Annotated in this window: 18 protein-coding genes; 9 read left to right on the plus strand and 9 right to left on the minus strand. The window is 64.2% G+C overall.

The window, feature by feature from the left end; all coding sequences use genetic code 11:
• Positions 1 to 64: 64 nt before the first annotated feature.
• The 3 genes from AC1DX4_RS30825 to AC1DX4_RS30835 all read right to left on the minus strand — a co-directional run bounded on the left by AC1DX4_RS30825 (position 65) and on the right by AC1DX4_RS30835 (position 2,989).
• Positions 65 to 1,435 (minus strand): sensor histidine kinase, encoded by a 1,371-nt coding sequence (locus tag AC1DX4_RS30825; protein ID WP_477223909.1) that lies wholly within the window; start codon positions 1,433 to 1,435, stop codon positions 65 to 67.
• On the minus strand, positions 1,432 to 2,115 hold the full coding sequence (locus AC1DX4_RS30830) for a winged helix-turn-helix domain-containing protein (protein ID WP_477223910.1): 684 nt from the start codon (positions 2,113 to 2,115) through the stop codon (positions 1,432 to 1,434). Before AC1DX4_RS30830 ends, AC1DX4_RS30825 begins: the two co-directional genes overlap by 4 nt.
• 79 nt (positions 2,116 to 2,194) lie before the next feature.
• Entirely contained in the window at positions 2,195 to 2,989 is a 795-nt protein-coding gene (locus tag AC1DX4_RS30835; protein WP_477223911.1) for a COG4705 family protein, read from the minus strand.
• A gap of 227 nt (positions 2,990 to 3,216) precedes the next feature.
• Between AC1DX4_RS30835 and AC1DX4_RS30840 the strand changes: the two genes are divergently transcribed.
• Positions 3,217 to 3,852 (plus strand): methyltransferase family protein, encoded by a 636-nt coding sequence (locus tag AC1DX4_RS30840; RefSeq protein WP_477223912.1) that lies wholly within the window; start codon positions 3,217 to 3,219, stop codon positions 3,850 to 3,852.
• Positions 3,853 to 3,928: 76 nt separating this feature from the next.
• Positions 3,929 to 4,990, plus strand: a complete 1,062-nt coding sequence (locus AC1DX4_RS30845) for a peptidase C39 family protein (protein ID WP_477223913.1) — start codon at positions 3,929 to 3,931, stop codon at positions 4,988 to 4,990.
• Here the strand turns inward: AC1DX4_RS30845 and AC1DX4_RS30850 are convergent.
• Entirely contained in the window at positions 4,987 to 5,472 is a 486-nt protein-coding gene (locus AC1DX4_RS30850) for a hypothetical protein (protein ID WP_477223914.1), read from the minus strand. The genes AC1DX4_RS30845 and AC1DX4_RS30850 overlap by 4 nt on opposite strands.
• Positions 5,473 to 5,691: 219 nt before the next feature.
• Here AC1DX4_RS30850 and AC1DX4_RS30855 point away from each other — a divergent pair, with 219 nt between their 5' ends.
• Positions 5,692 to 6,057, plus strand: a complete 366-nt coding sequence (locus AC1DX4_RS30855) for a RidA family protein (RefSeq protein WP_027046070.1) — start codon at positions 5,692 to 5,694, stop codon at positions 6,055 to 6,057.
• A gap of 29 nt (positions 6,058 to 6,086) precedes the next feature.
• Positions 6,087 to 7,322 (plus strand): amidohydrolase/deacetylase family metallohydrolase, encoded by a 1,236-nt coding sequence (locus AC1DX4_RS30860; protein WP_477223915.1) that lies wholly within the window; start codon positions 6,087 to 6,089, stop codon positions 7,320 to 7,322.
• Between the two features lie 17 nt (positions 7,323 to 7,339).
• Here AC1DX4_RS30860 and AC1DX4_RS30865 read toward each other — a convergent pair whose 3' ends face one another.
• The 3 genes from AC1DX4_RS30865 to AC1DX4_RS30875 form a co-directional block, all read right to left on the minus strand.
• Positions 7,340 to 7,921, minus strand: coding sequence for a CatB-related O-acetyltransferase (locus AC1DX4_RS30865; protein ID WP_477223916.1), 582 nt, complete (start codon positions 7,919 to 7,921; stop codon positions 7,340 to 7,342).
• Between the two features lie 445 nt (positions 7,922 to 8,366).
• Positions 8,367 to 10,154 (minus strand): NAD(P)-binding domain-containing protein, encoded by a 1,788-nt coding sequence (locus AC1DX4_RS30870; protein ID WP_477223917.1) that lies wholly within the window; start codon positions 10,152 to 10,154, stop codon positions 8,367 to 8,369.
• Positions 10,155 to 10,351: 197 nt separating this feature from the next.
• A complete protein-coding gene (locus tag AC1DX4_RS30875) occupies positions 10,352 to 11,293 on the minus strand; it encodes a MurR/RpiR family transcriptional regulator (protein WP_477223918.1) in 942 nt (313 codons plus the stop codon).
• A gap of 310 nt (positions 11,294 to 11,603) precedes the next feature.
• Between AC1DX4_RS30875 and AC1DX4_RS30880 the strand changes: the two genes are divergently transcribed.
• From AC1DX4_RS30880 to AC1DX4_RS30900, 5 genes are all read left to right on the plus strand, one after another.
• Positions 11,604 to 12,431, plus strand: coding sequence for an ABC transporter ATP-binding protein (locus AC1DX4_RS30880; protein ID WP_477223919.1), 828 nt, complete (start codon positions 11,604 to 11,606; stop codon positions 12,429 to 12,431).
• A complete protein-coding gene (locus tag AC1DX4_RS30885) occupies positions 12,428 to 13,282 on the plus strand; it encodes an ABC transporter permease (protein WP_477223920.1) in 855 nt (284 codons plus the stop codon). The genes AC1DX4_RS30880 and AC1DX4_RS30885 overlap by 4 nt, the downstream gene beginning before the upstream one ends.
• A gap of 64 nt (positions 13,283 to 13,346) precedes the next feature.
• Positions 13,347 to 14,510 (plus strand): ABC transporter substrate-binding protein, encoded by a 1,164-nt coding sequence (locus AC1DX4_RS30890; protein ID WP_477223921.1) that lies wholly within the window; start codon positions 13,347 to 13,349, stop codon positions 14,508 to 14,510.
• Positions 14,511 to 14,581: 71 nt separating this feature from the next.
• On the plus strand, positions 14,582 to 15,670 hold the full coding sequence (locus AC1DX4_RS30895; RefSeq protein ID WP_477223922.1) for a Gfo/Idh/MocA family protein: 1,089 nt from the start codon (positions 14,582 to 14,584) through the stop codon (positions 15,668 to 15,670).
• 174 nt (positions 15,671 to 15,844) lie between these two features.
• Complete coding sequence (locus tag AC1DX4_RS30900; RefSeq protein WP_477223923.1) at positions 15,845 to 17,287, plus strand: amidase; 1,443 nt, start codon at positions 15,845 to 15,847, stop codon at positions 17,285 to 17,287.
• Between the two features lie 254 nt (positions 17,288 to 17,541).
• Here AC1DX4_RS30900 and AC1DX4_RS30905 read toward each other — a convergent pair whose 3' ends face one another.
• Together AC1DX4_RS30905 and AC1DX4_RS30910 are read right to left on the minus strand one after the other, a co-directional pair.
• Entirely contained in the window at positions 17,542 to 18,783 is a 1,242-nt protein-coding gene (locus tag AC1DX4_RS30905; protein WP_477223924.1) for a M24 family metallopeptidase, read from the minus strand.
• 225 nt (positions 18,784 to 19,008) lie between these two features.
• Complete coding sequence (locus tag AC1DX4_RS30910) at positions 19,009 to 19,590, minus strand: invasion associated locus B family protein (RefSeq protein WP_477223925.1); 582 nt, start codon at positions 19,588 to 19,590, stop codon at positions 19,009 to 19,011.
• Between the last annotated feature and the right edge of the window lie 60 nt (positions 19,591 to 19,650).

The raw sequence follows: 19,650 nt of genomic DNA on the forward strand, positions 1-19,650 counted from the left end.
TCTCCCCACTCTCGTGGGGCGAGGAACCCAAGCTGGCATTGGTCGGCACCGGTAATTTCGCCAACTAATCCGTCGCCAGCGGAAAGCTCACCATCACCGCCAGCCCAGGCTCACAATCCTCCAACGCAATCGACGCCCCGTGCAGATCGGCGATGGCCCTGACCAGGCTGAGGCCGAGGCCGCTGCCTGGTGTCGAGCGGCTGTGGTCGAGCCGGTAGAGCCGCTGAAACACTTTTTCGCGTTCGTCGGCAGGGATGCCCGGTCCATCGTCGGCAACGCCGGCAAGGACATGATCGTCCTGGCGCGCCACCGACAGTTTGATCGTCGTGCCGGGCGGGCAATGGCGCAGCGCATTCTCGACCAGATTGGCGAACATCTGCGTCAGCAGCTCCGGGTCGCCATGGATGCGGGCGGCGGTCTGATGCAGCTCGACCGACGACAACGACTTGCCGTCATCCTCGGCCACGTCGGCATAAATCTCGGCGATGGTTTGCAGGATCAGGCCGAGGTCGACATCGGTGAACCGCGCCTTGCGGGCTCCGGCCTCGATCTGCGCAATGCGCAGCAGCGCATCGAAGGTCTCGTTGATCTGATGGCCCTCGGCGCGCGCATCGGCCAGATCGCCGGAAACGTCGCGATCCTGCGCGGCCTTGTCGGCCGCACCCTCCAGGATCATCTGCAGCCGGTTGAGCGGCGTCTTCAGATCGTGCGCGATGTTGGCGCTGACCTGCTTCATGCCTTCGACCAGGCCCGACAGGCGGTCGAGCGCCGCGTTGATCTGGCTGGAGACGATGTCGATGTCGTCGCCCTTGCCGGTCAGCGGAATGCGGGTGTCGAGCCGGCCATGCGAGACGTCGACCATGGTGGCGGCAATGCCGTCGAGCCGGTGCTGGACACGCGAGGCCAGCAGGGCGCCGCCGGTGACCGCCAGGCCGGTGATGATCAGGGTTGCCCAGCCGAAGCTCATCAGCATGATCGTCTCCAGTTCCTCCGTCTCGGACAGGCTGAAGGCGATCGTCAGCGTGTTGGGGCCGATGGCGCCGGAATAGGCGCGGTATTCGGTATCAGGCGGCACGCCGGGCAATACGGCGTCGAACGCCGAGAACCCGTCGGGAAGCCCCGCGGCGGTGAAGTTGCCGGCCAGCCGGTTGCCGGTCGCGTCGGTCAGCGAAAACAGCTGTTCTGTCTTCAGGCTGCGCGCGGAGTGGCTTTCGACGGTCTCAACCAGTTCCTTGAGATCATTGTCGGCGTAGGTCGCGGCGACGACGGCGTAGGTTTCCTTGATGGTGTCGTCGAGGCGTTCGGCAAGATCGGCGCTCATCATCTGATAGACGATGGCGCCCGACAGCACGAAGGCCAGCATGAACAGAAAGCCGAATGTCAGCGCGAGCCGGAACGGCGTGCTGCGCAGCAGGCGAGACCATGTTCCGGTCATGGCGCGAGCGGTGCGTGCAGGCTGTAGCCGGTGTTGCGGACGGTGTGGATGAGCTGGGTCTCGAACGGCTTGTCGATCTTGGCCCGCAGCCGGCTGATATGGGTCTCGACGACGCTGGTCTTGGGATCGAAATGAAAATCCCAGACACGCTCCAAGAGCATGGTGCGGGTGATGACACGGCCTTCGCCGCGCATCAGCACCTCGAGCAGGCTGAATTCGCGCGGCTGCAGGTCGATCGGCTGGCCCTGGCGCGTGACGCGCCGCATGATCAGGTCCATTTCGAGGTCGCCAACCCGCAACACGGTCTTCTGCTCTTGCGCCGCCGGCCGGCGGCCGAGCGCATGGATGCGGGCAAGCAGCTCGGAAAAAGCGAAGGGCTTGACCAGATAGTCGTCGCCGCCGGCCTCGAGGCCCTCGACGCGGTCATCGATGCCGCCGATGGAGGTGAGAAAGATCGCCGGGGTGCGCACACCGGCCGCGCGGACCGCCTTGACCATCGACAGGCCATCGAGACCCGGGATCATCCGGTCGGCGACGATCACGTCATAGCTGCCGCTGGTTGCGGCGAAAAGCGCGTCATGGCCGTTGCGCAGGAGGTCGCAGACATGGCCGGCCTCGGTCAGTCCCCTGACGATATAGTCCGCCGTCCTGTGGTCGTCCTCGACAAGAAGAAGTCGCATCGCTGTTCCGGTTGATCGCCGATATCCGGCACACGCTACCACCGGCATGGGCCCGTTCCTAGGATGACGAAATCAAGGTTCAATCCGACTCCAGCAGGATCTCGTCGATGTCGTCAGCGTTTTTCTTCATCGTCATGTAGAGAACGAGCGCGATGATGCAGCCGAGGAAGATCAGGCTGGTGAAGGTGCTGCCGAAGCCGAGGCCGCCCTGTTCGGCCGGCTGCGACAGAAAATCGCCGAAGGAGGCGCCGAGCGGCCGCGTCAGGATATAGGCGAGCCAGAAGGCCAGGATGGCGTCGAGATGCAGCAGCCAGTAGGCAAGCGCAATCAGCGCGATGACGCCGCCGAACAGCAGTCCGGTCGCCAGATAACCCATATCAAAACTCTCGGCGACGAGGTCGCCGGCGGCGGTGCCGAGCGAGAAGGTGAAGAGGATCGCCAGCCAGTAGAAGATCTCGCGGCGGGTGGTGAAGATGGTGTGGATCGACAGCGTCCGCTCGCTGGCGTACCAGACCGCGAACGTCGCTGCGAGTGCAACCGAGAAGGCGATCGTCGTCGTCTGCAGGCGCACGCCGAAATTGTCGACGAGGTTGTCGGTGATCAGCGTGCCGACGACGCTGATCAGCACCACCGCCAGCCAGTAGGCCCAGGGCACGTAGCGTTTCTGTGCGAACTGCAGGACAAGGGCGACGATCAGCACGCCGGTCATGATCAGCGAGGTGACGGTCAGCCCGAGCCCGAGATTGACGGCGATATAGTCGGCCGCCGTCTCACCCATGGTGACCGCCATCAGCTTGATCAGCCAGAAACCGAGCGTGACCTCCGGCACCCTGTTGTGGTCCGGTGCGGCGAGGTGCGTGTTGGGGGCGAGCATGGATAGGTCCCGAGGTTGCGGCCGGGTGGAAGCGATCCGGCATCTCGACATTAGGCAAGCGACTTCACTGCAGCCTGTCCCGAGGCATACAAATTCGTAAGGATGGCCGTGGTTGGCGCAAAAGGGCTTTACGAACCTCGCGCGTTGCGCTGATAGAAAGCGGGCGCCTTGTATCCGCCATCAATGGCGTGCCCGAGTGCGAAACCCGCAAGCCCCAGGGAACACGAATGACCTACGCTTCGCTCAAGCCGGTTTCAGAGGCCTTCGTGCAGCGCAAGCGGCTGATCTTCGTGCGGGCGGCGGCGGTGCTGGCGGTGCTGCTGCTGTTCCTCACCAAGCCGGCGCTCGCCGAGGGCTCGAACGGGCACGAAACGCTCGAATTCTTCGGCTTCTGCCTGGTGCTCGCCTGCGTCGTCGGCCGGCTCTGGAGCATCCTCTATGTCGGCGGCAAGAAGAATGAGGAGCTGGTTTCGACGGGGCCGTTTTCGATGAGCCAGAACCCGCTCTATTTCTTTTCGACGGTCGGCGCGATCGGCATCGGCCTGCTCTACGGCTCGCTGGTGGCGGCGGCAGTGCTTGGCGTGGCCAGTTTTCTCATCTTCCGCGTCACGGCGCGCAAGGAAGCCGAGTATCTGCTGGGCAAGTTCGGCCCGGCCTACACCGCCTATACCAAGGCGACGCCGCGGTTCTGGCCGAACCCGCTGCTCTATCGCGACGATGACCAGCTGCAATTCTCGCCGCGCGCGCTGAAGCGCACCTTCTATGACGGGCTCTATTTCCTCGCCATTTTCCCGGCCATCGAGCTGGTCGAGTATTTCCGGGAAACCGGCATGCTGTTCCCGGCCTTCATTACGCTCTACTGATCATTAAGGCCTGCTGCCGCTAAATCATGACGTTGCCGGAAGCCCGGCCGGTCTTGGTTTGAACGGAGATGACCGCATGCCAGCTTCGCTGCTGGCCGGCAGGGCCAGTGTGACAGTCTTCACAGCCGAAGACGCTTCCGCCTGGGCGGACCTGATGGCGGCGGTGCCGGCCGAGGTCGGCGATCGCCTGGCCGCCTTGCAAAAAATCGTTGGCGTCACCGGCGTGGCGCAATACCGCGACGGCCGCGCCGAGGCGATCGTGATCGGCCAGCGCCGGCCGGCGGCCGCGATGATGCGCATCGCACTGTTCTGGCCCGCCTCCAGCTTCATCAGCGGCTCGCGCCTGCTGGAGGCGCTGGAGAAGGAGGCGCTTGCGCAAGATCTGCTCTGCCTGCGTGCCGACGAGGACACGGTGCTGCGCATCGGCGGCCAATGGGAGCGCCGCGACGGCTTTCTGCAACGCTGGATCGGCATCGAGCCGACCCGTTGGCAGGAGCGGATACCACCGTCCTGGCCGCAGACGGCGGGCTTTACTTGCGGGCCGTCGGCGTTGGCCATGGCGATGGCCGGCCTCGACCCCGACTTGCGGCCGGACCGGGCGCTGGAGGTCGAGCTCTGGCGTGAAGCCACCACCATCATCGGCCCGAGCGGGCCGGGCGGCTGCGATCCCTACGGCCTGGCGCTGGCGGCGCACCGGCGCGGGCTGCGGACCGCAGTGTTCATGAGCAGCGCCGAACCGATCTTCCTCGACCGCGCCGCCTCGGAGGAAAGGCGCGGGCTGATGAGCTTCGTCCAGGCCGGTTTCAAGCGCGACGTCGAAGCCGCGTCATTGCCGATCGAGCCCCGCGCCTTTGCGATCGAGGAGATCGGAGGGGCGCTTGATCGTGGCTTGTTGGCGCTGGTGCTGATCGATCAGGCGCCGATGATGGGCTACACCTGCCCGCACTGGGTGCTCGTCCATGGCCATGGCGGTGGGATCTATTTCGTCAACGACCCCTGGATTGAGCCGGACCGGCTCGAACAGATGATGGACGTTGTCGACCTGCCCGTGATGGCGGCGGAGCTCGACCGGATGGCCTGGTACGGCAATCCGGCCTACCGGGCGGCGGTGCTGGTTGGGCCGGGTCCCGGGGTCTAGGCTCCCAGCGGATACGGCATATATCCAACAAAGCCGGCAATCTTCCAGCTGCCTTCGACCTTCCTGCAGAAATACAGTGTCTGCCATTTGAGCCGGTCGACGCTGCCATCGGCCTTGGCGATGGAACCGTCGAACTTCTTGTGCAGCACGGCGCGGTCGCCGTCGACATCGATGTCGCGCAGATTGGTGACGCGAAAAATCGCTTCGCGCAGCGGCTCGGCGAATTCGGTCGCCGCCGTTTCCTTGGCCTGGCGCAGCCACTCGTCGCGATAGATTTCCAGCCGTGGGAATTGCAGCCGCCAGGCGTCGGCATTGGCGAGAAAATGCGCATGCATGCCGAAGAAGCTTTCGGCGACGAAATCGTTCTCGACCATCGACCAGTCCTGGCCGATGAAAGCGTCGATGTCGCGCCGCACCAGCATCTCCCACAGCGCGTGGCGGTCGGCGTCGCCTGGTGGAAACGGGTTCTTGTCGAAGGTCATTCTCGGGTTCTCCGCTCTCGCATAGGATATCTCCGTCGCGGCCTGGAAGCCGTCCGGCAGGCGCGCACGATGCAAGCGCTCTTGTAATAAAGCAACGCGGATTTCGAAGAATGTTGCTTTCCAACAAGGGCCCTATCGGGACCGCCCCGATCGCGGTAAATCTGCGCCGAAGCGGGCGCCGCCTTGGCGCCCTGACGCATACTCAGAGGAGGCAATCCCTTGCCCAAACAAACTTTTGGAACATCCCATGTGCCGCTGTCGCCCGCCGTGCGGGCCGGCGACTTTGTCTTTGTCTCGGGCCAGGTTCCGGTCGGCAGCGACGGCATCGTGGTCAAGGGCGGCATTACGGAACAGACCGAACAAGTGCTCGCCAATGTGAAGGCGGCGCTGGCGCTTGCCGGCTGCACATTGGACGATGTGGTGAAGACCACGGTGTGGCTGGAGGACGCGCGCGATTTCGGCGCTTTCAACGCGGTTTACGCCCGGCACTTCCCGAAGAACCCACCGGCCCGCACCACGGTCGAATCGCGGCTGATGATCGACATCAAGATCGAAGTCGAGGCGGTCGCGTACAGGCCGGTCTGACAAGCGATAACGAAGCGGAGGTTTCCCCCATGCAATTCGACCTCCTGCTGAAGGGTGGAAGGCTGATCGATCCGGCGTCCGGCATCGACGCGCCGCGCGATGTCGCCATCGCCAATGGCCGGGTCGCTGCGATCGACGCCGATATTCCCGTGACCAGCGCCGCCAAAATTGTCGACGCGACGGGCTGCATCGTCGCGCCCGGCCTCGTCGACCTGCACAGCCACGTCTATTGGGGCGGCACCTCGCTCGGCGTCGACGCCGACCGGCTGGCGGCCAAGAGCGGCACCACCACCTTCATCGATGCCGGCAGTGCGGGCGCCGGCAATTTCCTCGGCTTCCGCCGCCATGTCATGGAGCGCTCGAAGGTGCGCATCCTGGCCTATGTCAACATTTCCTTTGCCGGCATTTTCGGCTTCTCGCAGACGGTGTCGGTCGGTGAATGCAGCGATCTCAGGCTCTGCGAGCCGCGCGAGGTGGTGGCAGCAGTGCGCGAGCACGCCGATGTCGTCGTCGGCGTGAAAGTCCGCTCCGGCAAGCATGCCGGCGGCACCAGCGGCATCGCGCCGGTCGATCTGGCGCTGGAGGCGGCCGACAAAGCCGGCCTGCCGCTGATGGCGCATATTGACGAGCCGCCGCCCGGCCGTTCCGAAGTGCTGCCGCGCCTGCGCCGGGGCGATATCCTCACCCATTGCTTCCGGCCGTTTCCCAACGCGCCGGTCTTCGCCTCCGGCGCGGTGCGCCCCGACATGCGGCTGGCACGCGAGCGCGGCGTCATCTTCGATCTCGGCCATGGCATGGGTTCGTTCGACTTCGAGGTGGCGCGCGCGATGCTCGCCGAAGGGCTGGCGCCCGATGTGATCTCGAGCGACGTCCACCTCTACTGCGTCGACGGGCCGGCCTTCGACATTCTGGTCTGCATGTCGAAGCTGATCGCGCTCGGCATGCCGCTGGTCGAGGTTTTGCGCGCGGCGACGCAAGGGCCTGCACATGCGATCGCAAGGCCGGACCTCGGCACGCTGGCGGTCGGTACCGTCGGCGATGTCGCCGTGCTCCGCCAGAAGTCCGGCCGTTTCACCTTCGTCGATGCGGTCGGCGCTGCGCTGGTCGCCGATCAGCGGCTGGTGTCGGAAGGCATCGTCATCGGCGGCACCTGGTGGCCGAACGAGGCGGCGAACGATTTGAGCGAGACGGAGCGTTTCGAAGCGCATGCCGACCATACGCATGTCGAGGTTGCCGCCAGGCATTTCGGGCATCGTCACGATTGAGCGGAGTGCCGGCGTGGTTACGCCGGCCCCATCGCGCTCAAGAACTGCTCGACCCCAGTGGTCGTCAAAAGCTCGACGCGCTCGCGAATCAGGTCATCGCTCCAGTTCCACCACTCCAACGCCTGCAGCCGCTCGACGATTTCGGGCTTGAATCGGTAGCGGATGACGCGGGCCGGGTTGCCGACCGCGACGGCATAGGGTGGAATGTCCCTGGTGACGATGCTGCCGGCGCCGATGACCGCGCCGTTGCCGATGGTGACGCCGCCAAGGATAGTGGTGCGGGCACCGATCCAGACGTCATGGCCGACCGTGATCGGCCCCTTGCCGACTGTGCCGGGCGCATTGCGGATCTTTCCGTTCACAAACTTAATCGGAAAGGTGGTCGCGGTGTCGATGCGGTGCTCGGCCGCGCAGATGAAGAGAACACCCGGGCCAACCGAACAGAACGACCCGATCCGCACCGGCACGTTTTCGTGCGGAACGAAGAACGATTCCTTGGTGAGCCCATAGGTATGGCGACCGATCTCGACGCCAGGCAGTGGCGGCAACGGGTCCTTCTTCAGTCCCAGCTTTATGCGAAGCCCTCTCAGCAGTCCCACCGGCTTCCCTCCCCCGAATGCCAGGCAATACAGGGAGACTACTCACCGCATCTGAAAAGTGCGCAAGTAGTTTCGAGTAGTGGCCCGATTAGCCGTTCCCCCTCGAGGGGGAAAGTACCGGCAGGCCTGTCTTTCGGCTGCGCGTTTGCGGCGCTGGTCGACCCCCACTCCGTCTCGGCTTCGCCGAGCCACCTCTCCCCCGATCGACGGGGTAGAGGAAAGGCGCCAGGCTTTTTTTGCCGTCAACGCTGGTCCAGCAACGCTCCCTTCCTTTCCCTCCGGAGGGGGGAAAGGTGGCGCTGCGAAGCAGCGACGGATTGGGGGAACCACGTGGCAATCAAGCCTCGCGCCGATAAGTCACGCCAGTCACAGAAGATGTGTGCATAACGTAGCGTCGATCGGGGGAGAGGTGGCGAGCGAAGCTCGACGGAGTGGGGGTCGAACCTTATCCGGCGTTGCTGACCGCCCCGTAAACCGGCGTCTCGATACCTTCCATCCGCGCCTTGATCTGTAGCGCCACATATTTGGAGTAAAACCGCGACAGCGCCAGATTGCCGCCGTGGAACCACAGCGCTTCCTGCGCCGTCGGCTTCCACATGTTGCGCAATTCGCCTTGCCAGGGGCCGAGATCGCCCTTGACGCCGGAGCCGAGACCCCAGCACGGACCGACCTTGTCGGCGACCTCGCGGGAGACGAGTGCCGCGACATTCTCGTTCATCGACTGGTAGCCGGTGCAGGCGATGATGGCATCGGCCTCGAGTTCGCTGCCGTCCTCGAACAATATGCCCTTCGCCGTCAGCGACTTGATGGCGACGCCGCTGCGGATGCCGATCTTGCCGTCGATGATCAGGTCGGAAGCACCGACGTCGATGTAGTAGCCGGAGCCGGTGCGGTAGGCTTTCATCAACAGGCCGGTTTCGTCGTCGCCGAAATCTATGGCGAAGCCGGAGGCGCTGAGCCGTTCGTAGAAGGCCGCGTCGCGCGCCCGGATGACGTCGTACAGCGCGCGCTGGCCCTTGGGCACCAGCGCGAACGGTGTCGAGGCGACGATCATGTCGGCCTTTTCGGTGGTGATGCCGCGCGCCAGCGCGTTCTCCGAAAAGATCTCGAAGCCGACTTCCATCAGCGTGCTGGACTTGACCACGGTCGTCGGCGAACGCTGGATCATGGTGACGTCAGCGCCGCTTTCCCAGAGATCGACGCAGACGTCATGACCCGAGCTTGCCGCACCGATGACGGCCACCTTCTTGCCGCGGAATTTGTCGCCGCTGGCATATTGGCTGGAATGCAGCAATTCGCCCTTGAACTGGTCGGCGCCGGCCAGGTCGATCTTTCGCGGCGGGCCATAGGCACCGGTGGCGAAGACGATGTGTTTCGGCTTCAGCGTGATCTGCCGGCCGACGCGGTCGACCACCACGGTCCATTCCTTCTCGGCTTCATCATAGGAAGCGCTGAGGCATTTGGTGGCGACCCAGTAGTTGAGCTCCATGACGCGCGTGTACATTTCCAGCCAGTCGCCCATCTTGTCCTTCGGCGTGAAGATGGGCCAGTTTTCCGGAAACGGGATGTAGGGCAGATGGTCGTACCAGACCGGGTCGTGCAGCACGAGCGTGCGGTAGCGGTTGCGCCAGGAATCGCCCGGCCTTGCGTTCTTCTCGATGACGATGGTCGGCACGCCGAGCTGTCTGAGCCGCGCGCCGAGCATGATGCCGCCCTGGCCGCCGCCGATGACCAGGCAATAGGGCTGCTCCGAGGCGCCGAGGTCACGCGTCTCGCGCGCCCGCGCTTCCGACCAGGTCTCGCGTTCGGGGTCGGCCTTGTGGCGCACGCCGAGCGGCCGTTCCGCCCCCTTGCGCTCCTCGAACCCCTTAAGGTCGGCCATCGCCGTGAACAATGTCCGGCAACGGCCATCGCGCAGGCGCATGATGCCTTGGCCCGAGGCCACGGCGGTTTCGAATGTGAACCAGGCCTCGATGGTGCCTTCGTCCACGGTTGCTTCGCCGGTGAGTTGCCATGCCGTTGGCCTGGTCGTCGCCAGCGTCGACTTGAGCATGGCGGCGATGGCCTCGCGGCCTTCCATCGTGGTGACGTTCCAGGTGAAAGTCAGCAGATCGCGCCAGTAGCAATCGTCGACGAACAGGTTGCTTGCCGCGGCGACGTCGCCGGATGCGAGTGCCTGCGCCAGGGATTCGAGCCATGCGGCTGCCTGTTTCGTCGGTGCGATCTCGAGCATTCTTTCCCTCTTTCTTCAGGTTGGCATCGCGCGGTCCTTCCTTCTCTCCTTGTGGGAGAAGGTGGCCTCGCGAAGCGAGGTCGGATGAGGGGTGCTCCAGCTTGGCGCCGACGGCGATCCTTCGCGCACCCCTCAACCGTCTCGGCGCTGCGCGCCGATCCACCTTCTCCCACAAGGGGAGAAGGGAGAACCGCGCCCTAATCCCCGAGCGGCTCCATCTCCTTGCCGGTGCGGTGGATCTGGGCGTTGTATTTGATGCGGCGCACGGTCTCGCGCGCCGAGCCGTCGAGCTTGTAGGCGGAGGCCACCGCCAACAGGTCGATCGCCGCCAGGAAGGCATAGCGTGACGCCGTCGGCTTCAGCGTGTCGGGATATTCCGGCACCGCCACCGTCAGGCGGACATCGCAGGCACGGGCGAGATCGGTGTCGGGCGCGGTCACGGCTATCGCGTTGGCGCGGTAGTGTTTTGCGAGCTCGACGGCCTCGATCACTTCGCGTGTGCGCCCGGTCGCCGAAATGGCGATCACCAGGTCGCCGGGCTTCAAGGTCGAGGCGGTCATGCGCATCAGATAGGGGTCGCACTGGGCGCTTACGGATATGCCGTAGCGAAACAGTCGGTACTGGGTTTCCTGCGCCAGCGCCGAGGAACTGCCGCCGAGGCCGAAGACGGTCACCTGCCGCGCCTTGGCGATCAACTCGGCGGCCTTCTGCAACTCACCCGGATCAATCTGCCGTTCGGCCTCCTGCAAGGCCCGGCGGGCCTCGCCGAACACGGCGTTCCAGAACGGCATGCCATTGTCGTTGCTGACGGCCGGCGACTTGGCCAGATAGAGCGCGCCGACGACGAGGCTTTGCGCCAGCTTCAGCTTGAAGTCGCGCACGCCCTCGCAGCCAATGGCGCGGCAGAACCGGGTCACCGTCGGCTCGCTCACTCCGGCGCGTTCGGCAATCGCCGCATTGGAGGCGTCGACGGCGTATTTGACATCGTCGAGCACGACATCGGCGACGCGGCGTTCGGCCGGGCTCAATTCCGCGTAGGAATCCTTGACCAGCGAGATGATGTCGGGAATGCGCCTGAGGTCGCGTCCCTCCGGATCGTGGCTTGCAACAGGTTCTTCCTGGCTGTCAGCTTCGGTCATGAAGTCGGTCTCCCCTGCCCTTTTGACCTGACCTCTTATCATGGTTGCACGCTGTCGTTCCATGCGTCGGGTCACGCTGCAACCGCTGCGTGCCGCGAGGGTATGTCCGCCTCTCTTTCCAGAGTATGTAGGAAAGCAACACGCATTTCAAGGCAGAGAAAACATCATAAAAACAATGCAGTAATCCTAATCTGGGATTTTGATGGTAAGGGTACCACCGCGAGCGCTTGACAGCAAAGTAGGATAGTTACAGACTGATTTCTGGCAGTCTGATGACCTACTGGATCATCACGCAATCTCCGAGGGGCGGATGAACGCGGGCGAGATAACACCGCCGAAGCTTGGCGTGCAGGCAGCGACCAAGATCTATCACACGGCGTCTGGCGACCTGCTGGCGCTGGACCGCTGCAGCCTCGATGTCAGAGCCAATGAAATCGTCTCCATCGTCGGCCCGTCAGGCTGCGGCAAGACCACGCTTTTGTGGTCGATGTCGGGCCTGCACAGCCTGACCAGCGGCGAGATAAGGCTCGACGGCAAGGCCATCACCGGCCCGCATCCCGATATCGGCATCGTCTTCCAGGAGGCGAACCTCCTGCCCTGGCGCAATCTCGATGCCAACATCCGCTTTCCCTTCGAGATCAAGGGCGAGAAGCCGGATCGTGCCTGGATCGCGCATCTGCTCAATCGGGTGGGGCTCGACGGCTTCGGTGGAAAATTCCCGCGCGAGCTGTCGGGTGGCATGCAGCAGCGCGCGGCGATCGTGCGGGCGCTGGCCCTAAAACCCTCGGTGCTGTTGATGGACGAGCCGTTCGGCGCGCTCGACAGCTTTACGCGCGAGGAGATGAACCGGCTGGTCGAGGAGATCTGGCTCGACACCAAGACCACCATCGTCTTCATCACCCACAGCATCGAGGAAGCGATTTTTCTCTCGGATCGCGTGGTGGTGCTGAGTGCGCGGCCGGGGCGCGTCGCCAAGGAATACCGCGTGCCGTTTCCACGGCCGCGTTCGCTGGAGATCATGGCGACCAAGGAGGTCTTCGACCTCACCAACCGGATCAAGATGGACATTGTCGGCGAGCGTACCAGACCGACGGCGCCGGAGCGCACCAGCGCCGAGATCGTGAGGATCAGGCCGTGAGCGATGCCATCCCGGAATTTTCCAAATCCAAATCGGGTGCCAAGTCCGGTGATGGCAAGGATGTCAGCCTGACCAATCTGTCGGCCTTCGCCAGCGGCCCCGGCATCAAGTCTGGCAAGGAAGTGGCGGCGATCATCGCCGTCGCCGTGGTCATCATCGGCGGCATCGAACTGGCCTTGCGGCTGTTCCATGTGCCGCTCTACATCATGCCGCCGCCGAGCTCGATCGCCTATGCGCTGTTCGACGAGTTCCCGCTGATCGCGCCGCATCTCGGCTACACGCTGGTCGAGCTGGTGTCCGGCTTTGCCATCGGCGCCGTCGTCGGGCTGGTGCTGGCCGCCGTCATCACCCAGTTCCCGTTCGCGGAAAAGATCGTCGCGCCCTACATTCTGCTTCTGGTCACCACGCCGATGCTGGCGCTGGTGCCGCTGCTCATCCTGCGCTTCGGCTTCGGCTACACGCCACGCATCATCGCGGTGGCGCTGGCCGCCGGGCCGATGGTGATGATCAACGCCGCCACCGGCTTTCGCCGCGTCGACAGCGCCAAGATCGCGCTGGCGCGGTCCTATGGCGCCAGCACCTTGCAGATCTTCTGGAAGATCCGCGCGCCGATGGCGCTGCCGATGATCCTGGTCGGGCTGATGATCGGCGCGATCTTCGGCCTGCTGACCGCCGTCGGCGCCGAGATGGTCGGCGGTGGCTTCGGCCTCGGCAACCGGCTGACCACCTATTCGTCGATGATCCAGATGCCGCAGTTCTTCGCCGTGGTGCTGATCCTGTCGACGCTCGGCATCCTGATCTACGTGCTGTTCTTCCTGATCGGCAAGAAGTGGGCGAGCTGGGAGGCTTGAAGATTTGAAGCAAGATGCCCGGGAGGCGGGCGGTGGACTGACGTCAAACAAAAAGGGGAAAGCGATGACCAAAGACAATTTCGTCCAACAGGCAGGGATCTCCCGCCGTTACTTCCTGCAGGTGACAGGCGCCGGTCTGGTGACGGCAACCGCGCTTGGCGCCACCGGCCTCAAGGCGAGGGCCGAGGCTTACGGCAAATTCACCTGGATTTCGCCGCGCGGCACGCTCGAAGTGCTTGACGATTATCCCTACTGGGCGGCCAAGAAGGCCGGCTATTTCGACGGGCTCGACACCGACATGCAGCCCGGCCCGTCTGACGGCACGGCGACAGTGAAGTTCGTCGATGTCGGCCAGGCCGATATGGGCTTCCCCTCACCCGGCGTGTTTTCCTTCGCCATCCAGAACGGCATGAAGCTGAAGTCGGTGTTCCACATGGGTGCCCGCGATACGTTCAGCATCGCCTTCCGCAAGGGCGAGGGATCGAACGATCTGAAGAAGCTCGAAGGCAAGACCATCCTGCTCGGCTCCGCCGCCTGGCAGTCGATCACCGATCCGCTGCTCGCCGCGCAAGGCGTCGACATAAAGAAGGTCAAATATGTCGAGGCCGGCTGGCCGACTTGGGGTACCGCCCTTGCCGGCGGCCAGGGCGACGCGGCACTTGCCTGGGAAGGGCTGCGCGCCGAATGGATCGCCAAGGGTCTCGACTTCGAATACTGGCTCGGCGTGAAGAATTCGAAGCTGCCGGCCAACACTTTCGTGGTGCGCGCCGCCGATCTCGAGGATGCCGACAAGAAGGCGTTTTTGGAAAAATACCTGCGCGGCTGGGCGATGGGCCTCGAATTCGGCTACCAGAACCCGCGCGCGGCGGTCGAAGCGGTGTTCGAGCAGTTCCCGACGCTGGCCAAGAATCTCGGGCCGGAGCTCGGCACCACCTCGATCCTGCAGCAGATCAATGTCTTCCGCGGCGACATGGACAAGCGCGGCGGCTGGGGCTCGCACGACATGGCGAGCTGGCAGGGCTTCTTCGACGAGATCCACAAGATCGGCCAGATCACCAATCCGGTGAAGGCCGAGGATGTCTGCACCAACGATCTCATCCCGGCGGCCAACGACTTCGACAAGGCCAAGGTCAAGGCCGATGCCGACGGCGTCAAACTGTCGGAAGGCTTTGCCGCGCTCGATGTCGAGAAGATCAAGGCGCATCTGTTCGATTCGGCGGTGAAGTAAGCCGGCAACAGAACCGGGCGGCAACAGGGTTGCCGCCCGCAATCCATTGAAAGAAAGCATGGGAGGTGGCGGTGGCCGACAAGGTAAAAGTGCTGGTGGTGGGTCTCGGCAATATGGGTGCGTCGCATGCCAGCGCCTATCACCGCTCCGAGGGTTTTGAGATCGTCGGCATCATGAGCCGCTCGATCAAGAGCAACAAAAAGATCCCGGCGGAGTTGGCCGGCTATCCGCTTTATGAGGATTTCGACCTGGCATTGAAGGAGACGAAGCCGGATGCTGTCTCGATCAACAGCTGGCCGAACACGCATGCCGAATATGCGTTGAAGGCGATCGCGGCCAATTGCCATGTGTTCATGGAAAAGCCGCTTGCCACCAACATCGAGGATGCCGAGAAGGTTGTCGCGGCAGCACGGGCCAAGAAGCGCAAGCTGGTGCTCGGCTACATCCTGCGCGTCCACCCCTCGTGGATCAAGTTCATCGAGGTCGGCAAGACGCTCGGCAAGCCGCTGGTTATGCGGCTCAACCTCAACCAGCAGAGCAGCGGCAGCGCCTGGCACTGGCACAAGAACCTGATCGATTCGCTGATCCCGATCGTCGATTGCGGCGTGCACTATGTCGACGTCATGTGCCAGCTGACCGGCGCCAAGCCGGTGCGGGTGCATGGCATCGGCGCCAAATTGTGGGCCGAGGCCGACAAGCAGAATTACGGCCATCTGCACGTCACCTTCGATGACGGTTCGGTCGGCTGGTACGAGGCCGGCTGGGGCCCGATGATGAGCGAGACGGCCTATTTCGTGAAGGATGTGGTCGGCCCCAAGGGCGCGGTGTCGATCGTCGCCGGCCAGGCGCCGAGTACCGCCTCGGATGCCGAGGTTTCCAATTCGGCCGACATCGACCGCCACACCAAGACCGATGCGCTGAAGATCCACTACGCCGCAGTCGACGGTGACAAGAATTTCTCCAAACCTGACGAGATCGTCAGCATGGAGGACGAACCCGGCCACCAGGAGCTGTGCGACCGCGAGCAGGCCTTCTTCCTGCGCGCTATCCGTGAGGATCTCGATTTGACCGAGCAGATGGATGCCGCGGTCAACAGCCTGCGCATCGTGCTCGCCGCAGAGCAGAGCATCGCGCTCGGCCGGACGGTCGAGCTGGCCTGACGTCGGCGCCAGCCCCCTCATCCGGCCGCTTCGCGGCCACCTTCTCCCCGTGGGGGAGAAGAGAGGGAGCGCCAGAGCGAGACAGTCTCCTCTCCCCTCGGGGAGAGGTCAGCCGAGCGAAGCGGAGGCTGGGTGAGGGTGAGACACTCAGATCCGATATGAAAGGAGTAGTACATGGCCGCTGTCACCGACAGTCTGTTGAAGACCTATGCCGAGTCCGATGCGCTGGACCTCGCTGGTCTCGTGCGCGGCGGCCAGGTTTCGCCGGCCGAGCTGGTCGAGGCGGCGATCACGCTGGTCGAGCGGCTCAATCCGGCGCTGAACGCGGTCATCCATCGGCTCTACGACATGGCGCGTGCGCAAGCGCAGACGGTCGACAAATCTGCGCCCTTCGCCGGCGTGCCGTTCCTGCTCAAGGAACTGGCCTCGTCCTGGACCGGCGCGCCCAACACCAATTCGTCTTTCTACCTGAAAGACGTCGTCGCCGACTTCGACACCGAGGTCGTTCGCCGCATGAAGGCGGCGGGGCTGGTGCTGGTCGGCAAGTCGAACGCGCCCGAAAACGGCTGGTCGATCACGACCGAACCAAAACTCTACGGCGTGACGAAGAACCCGTGGAAGGAAGGCATCACGCCGGGTGGTTCGAGCGGCGGCGCGGCTGCTGCAATCGCGTCGCGCATGGTGCCGATCGCGGAAGCCAGCGACGGCGCCGGCTCGATCCGTATCCCGGCCTCGTGCTGTGGCATTGTCGGGCTAAAACCGTCGCGCGGCCGCGTCAGCCTCGCGCCGTTCGGCGACTATTGGTATGGCGGCGCCTATTTTCTCTGCTGCTCGCGCACGGTGCGCGATACCGCGGCCTATCTCGACGCGGTGGCAGGTGCGCTGCCGGGAGACCCTTATACGCCGCCGGTGCCTGACAGCTCCTGGCTCAGCCTGTCGACACGGGCGCCGAAGAGGTTGCGCATCGGCTTTACTGTCACGCCGCCCAACGGCACCGCCATCGATCCAGAGGTGAAAGCGGCGGTGCTGGCGACGGTGGCCGCACTCGAGCGGCTGGGACACCAGGTCGAGGAACACGACATGCCCGTCGACGCCAACGGCGTCTGGGCGACCTACACCAACATGACCTGCGTGCAGACAGCGGCGACGTTCGACTACCTTGAAACGGTGATCGGCCGGCCTGTAACTCCAGGCGATGTCGAGGCGGTGACCTGGGCAATCATCGAGCGCGGCCGCGCGACCAGCGGCGTCAGGCATATCTCCGATGTCGAGCAGCTCCGGCAGATCGGCCGCGACATTGTCGGCGATCTCAACGCCTATGACCTCTTCGTCACGCCGACGCTGACGCAGCTGCCGCGCCCGTTCGGCTATTACGACATGTCGGAGACCGATCTCGACCGCTACAACGCCAAATGGGCGGATTCGGTGTTTGCCTTCCCCTTCAACATTTCGGGACAGCCGGCGATCTCGCTGCCGCTGGGATGGTCGAAAGACGGCGTGCCGATCGGCGTGCAACTGGTCGGCCGCTATGGCGACGAGGCGACGGTGCTGGCCGCGTCGGCGCAGTTGGAGCAGGAGATGCCTTGGAGGGATAGGCGGCCGGCGGTGAGTGCGTAAGTGCGTGGAACGGCGGGGCGGAGCGGTGAATAGCAAAGCATAGGAGGTCGCGCTCTACGGCGCCCCCCTCTGCCCTGCCGGACATCTCCCCCACAAGGGGGGAGATTGGCGGCTTCGGCGCTCCGCCTCTTCCTGCAACGTTGAAAATTGGCGAAGGCGGTTCCGATAAGCGATCTCCCCCCTCGTGGGGGAGATGCCCGGCAGGGCAGAGGGGGGCGCCGTAGAGTGCTAAGGGCGATAAGGACCAATACCCCCTACCCAACCATCTCCAGCCGCCTCGGCAGCCGGTTCATCACAACGGGTCCCTCCGCCGTGATCAGGAACTGGTCCTCGAGGTTGAAGCTGGCGAGGCCGTCTATGTAGAGCGGGATTTCGAAGGCCAGCACCATGCCGGCCTCGATCGCGACTTCGCTGTCGGCCGCAATGAACGGCCATTGCTCGGAAAACACCGATTGCCCGACGCTGTGGCCGAAATGGCCGCGGCGATAGGAGCGCAGGCCTTGCCGGACCAGGCTGTCGGTGGTGATGCGGTGTACGTAAGCGAGCGTGTTTCCGGGGATCAGCGCCGCCAGCCCGTCCTCGAAGGCGCGCTCGGCGATGGCGTGAAGCTCGGCCTGGTCGGCGGAAGGCGGCCCGAAGATGAAATTACGCGACATGTCGGAGGCGTAGCCGCCGACCGTGCAGACCATGTCGCATTTCAAGGGATCGCCGGCCACGGCCCTGGCATCGGCACCCTTGGCCCGGGCGCCCAGCGTCACATATTCGGCCGTGACGACCGGATGCGACAGGCCGGCGGCCGCATCGGCGACGCCTTTGCGGTAGAGCGCGACGAGGTCGGCCTGGCGCATGCCGGCCATCGCATCCACCTGCAAGCGCTCCAGCCCGGCTTCCGAGAGAAAAATACCTTGCTGCAAGAGATCGATCTCGCGCTGCGACTTGATGGCCCGCAGCCTATCCAGAACCGGTGAGCCGTCGACCATCGGGCAATCCGGCAGCAGCGCCTGGATGGCCGCGAAATCGGCGGCTGGAACAAAGTCGAGGTCGATGCCGAGCGTTGCGCGCGCCAGTCCGAATTCTTTCAGCAAAACCTGCACTTGGCGCACCGAGCCGGCGAGATCGAAGGTCGCTGGCCGCGAGAAATCCGTCGTGCGGCCAAGCGAGGTGAGGCCGGCCTCGATGCGCTCGGTCAGGGGAAGCCCGTAAGATGTATCGACAGGCGCGGATTCGATCCAGATCGGGTGCGAACGCACGACCGCTTCGGGCGCGGCGCTCCGCAGCTGCGCCGCGTTGAAGTCGGCGACGACAACGCCGATCGGCAAATCCTGCCGGGCCGGGATGACGACGAAGCCGCCGCCGGCGCGCCGGAACAGGCCGGCCGGGCCGATCCACGCACCGGTCGCATAGTGGAAGGCCTCGGGTGCCGAGAGCACAAGTGCTTCGATGCCGGCGCGTTGCATCAGTTGCGCGGCGCGCTGGCGGTCGACAAAGCCTGTCATGAAACCTCTCCGGATGTCCGAAGCGGCAACGGAGCATTGCGCAGAGCGACAATCAAGCCGGTTGCTCGCGGATGACGGTCTGCGGGCGCTTGCATTGGCAACATTCGGGATTGCCGAGGCCTCTCAACTTCGTCATCCACGGGTCTCCGCGACGCCGCTGCGCGGCTGCTCCGCCCGTGGATGACGAAGTGATAGGGCGTCGGCCAAGTTTGCCGTCGAAATCCCCTACTTGGTCGTCTCCAGCTTGGCGACGGCCGCGGTGAAGCCGGCGAGGGACACCGGGATGGTGACCGGCTTGCGGGTGACCGATTCCATGCCGATGTTCAGATTGGTTCCCGACTTCATCGCCTTGATCAGTTCCGGCGACAGCGGCGTGGCGGCATAGGCGCCGTTCTGGTCGCTGGTCTGGATAGCGATGACGACCTTCTGTCCCTGGTCGATCTGGTAGCTGACGCCGGACGGCAGGAACAGGCCGTGCGGCAAAGCGAGCAGCATGGCGAAGCTGCCATTGCCGTTGTCGCGGCGCACGGTCACCGTCAGCACACGCTGGCCTGTCTTGGCCTCGGTCAGGTTCTGCGACACCTGGCACCGAAGCTCGGAATTCGCCGAGCCGCTGGAGCAGTTCACGGCCCATGGATTGGCGTCGGCCGGCTTGGGTCCGGCCTCTTTGGCTTGAGGCTGTTTGGATTGGGATTCTTTGGCGGCATCCTCGGCAAGCGCCGGGCCAACAGAAGCCGACAGCAGCCACAGGGCAGCCGATGCCGCGACTATGCGGAGCAGATTAGCTTTCGCTAAAGTAATTGCCATGTTCTTTACGCCCCGCAGTTTTCCTTGCTCCGGCAGGTATTCTCCTGGAAAAGGCTTGAT

Source organism: Mesorhizobium sp. P3_A8, assembly GCF_056402995.1.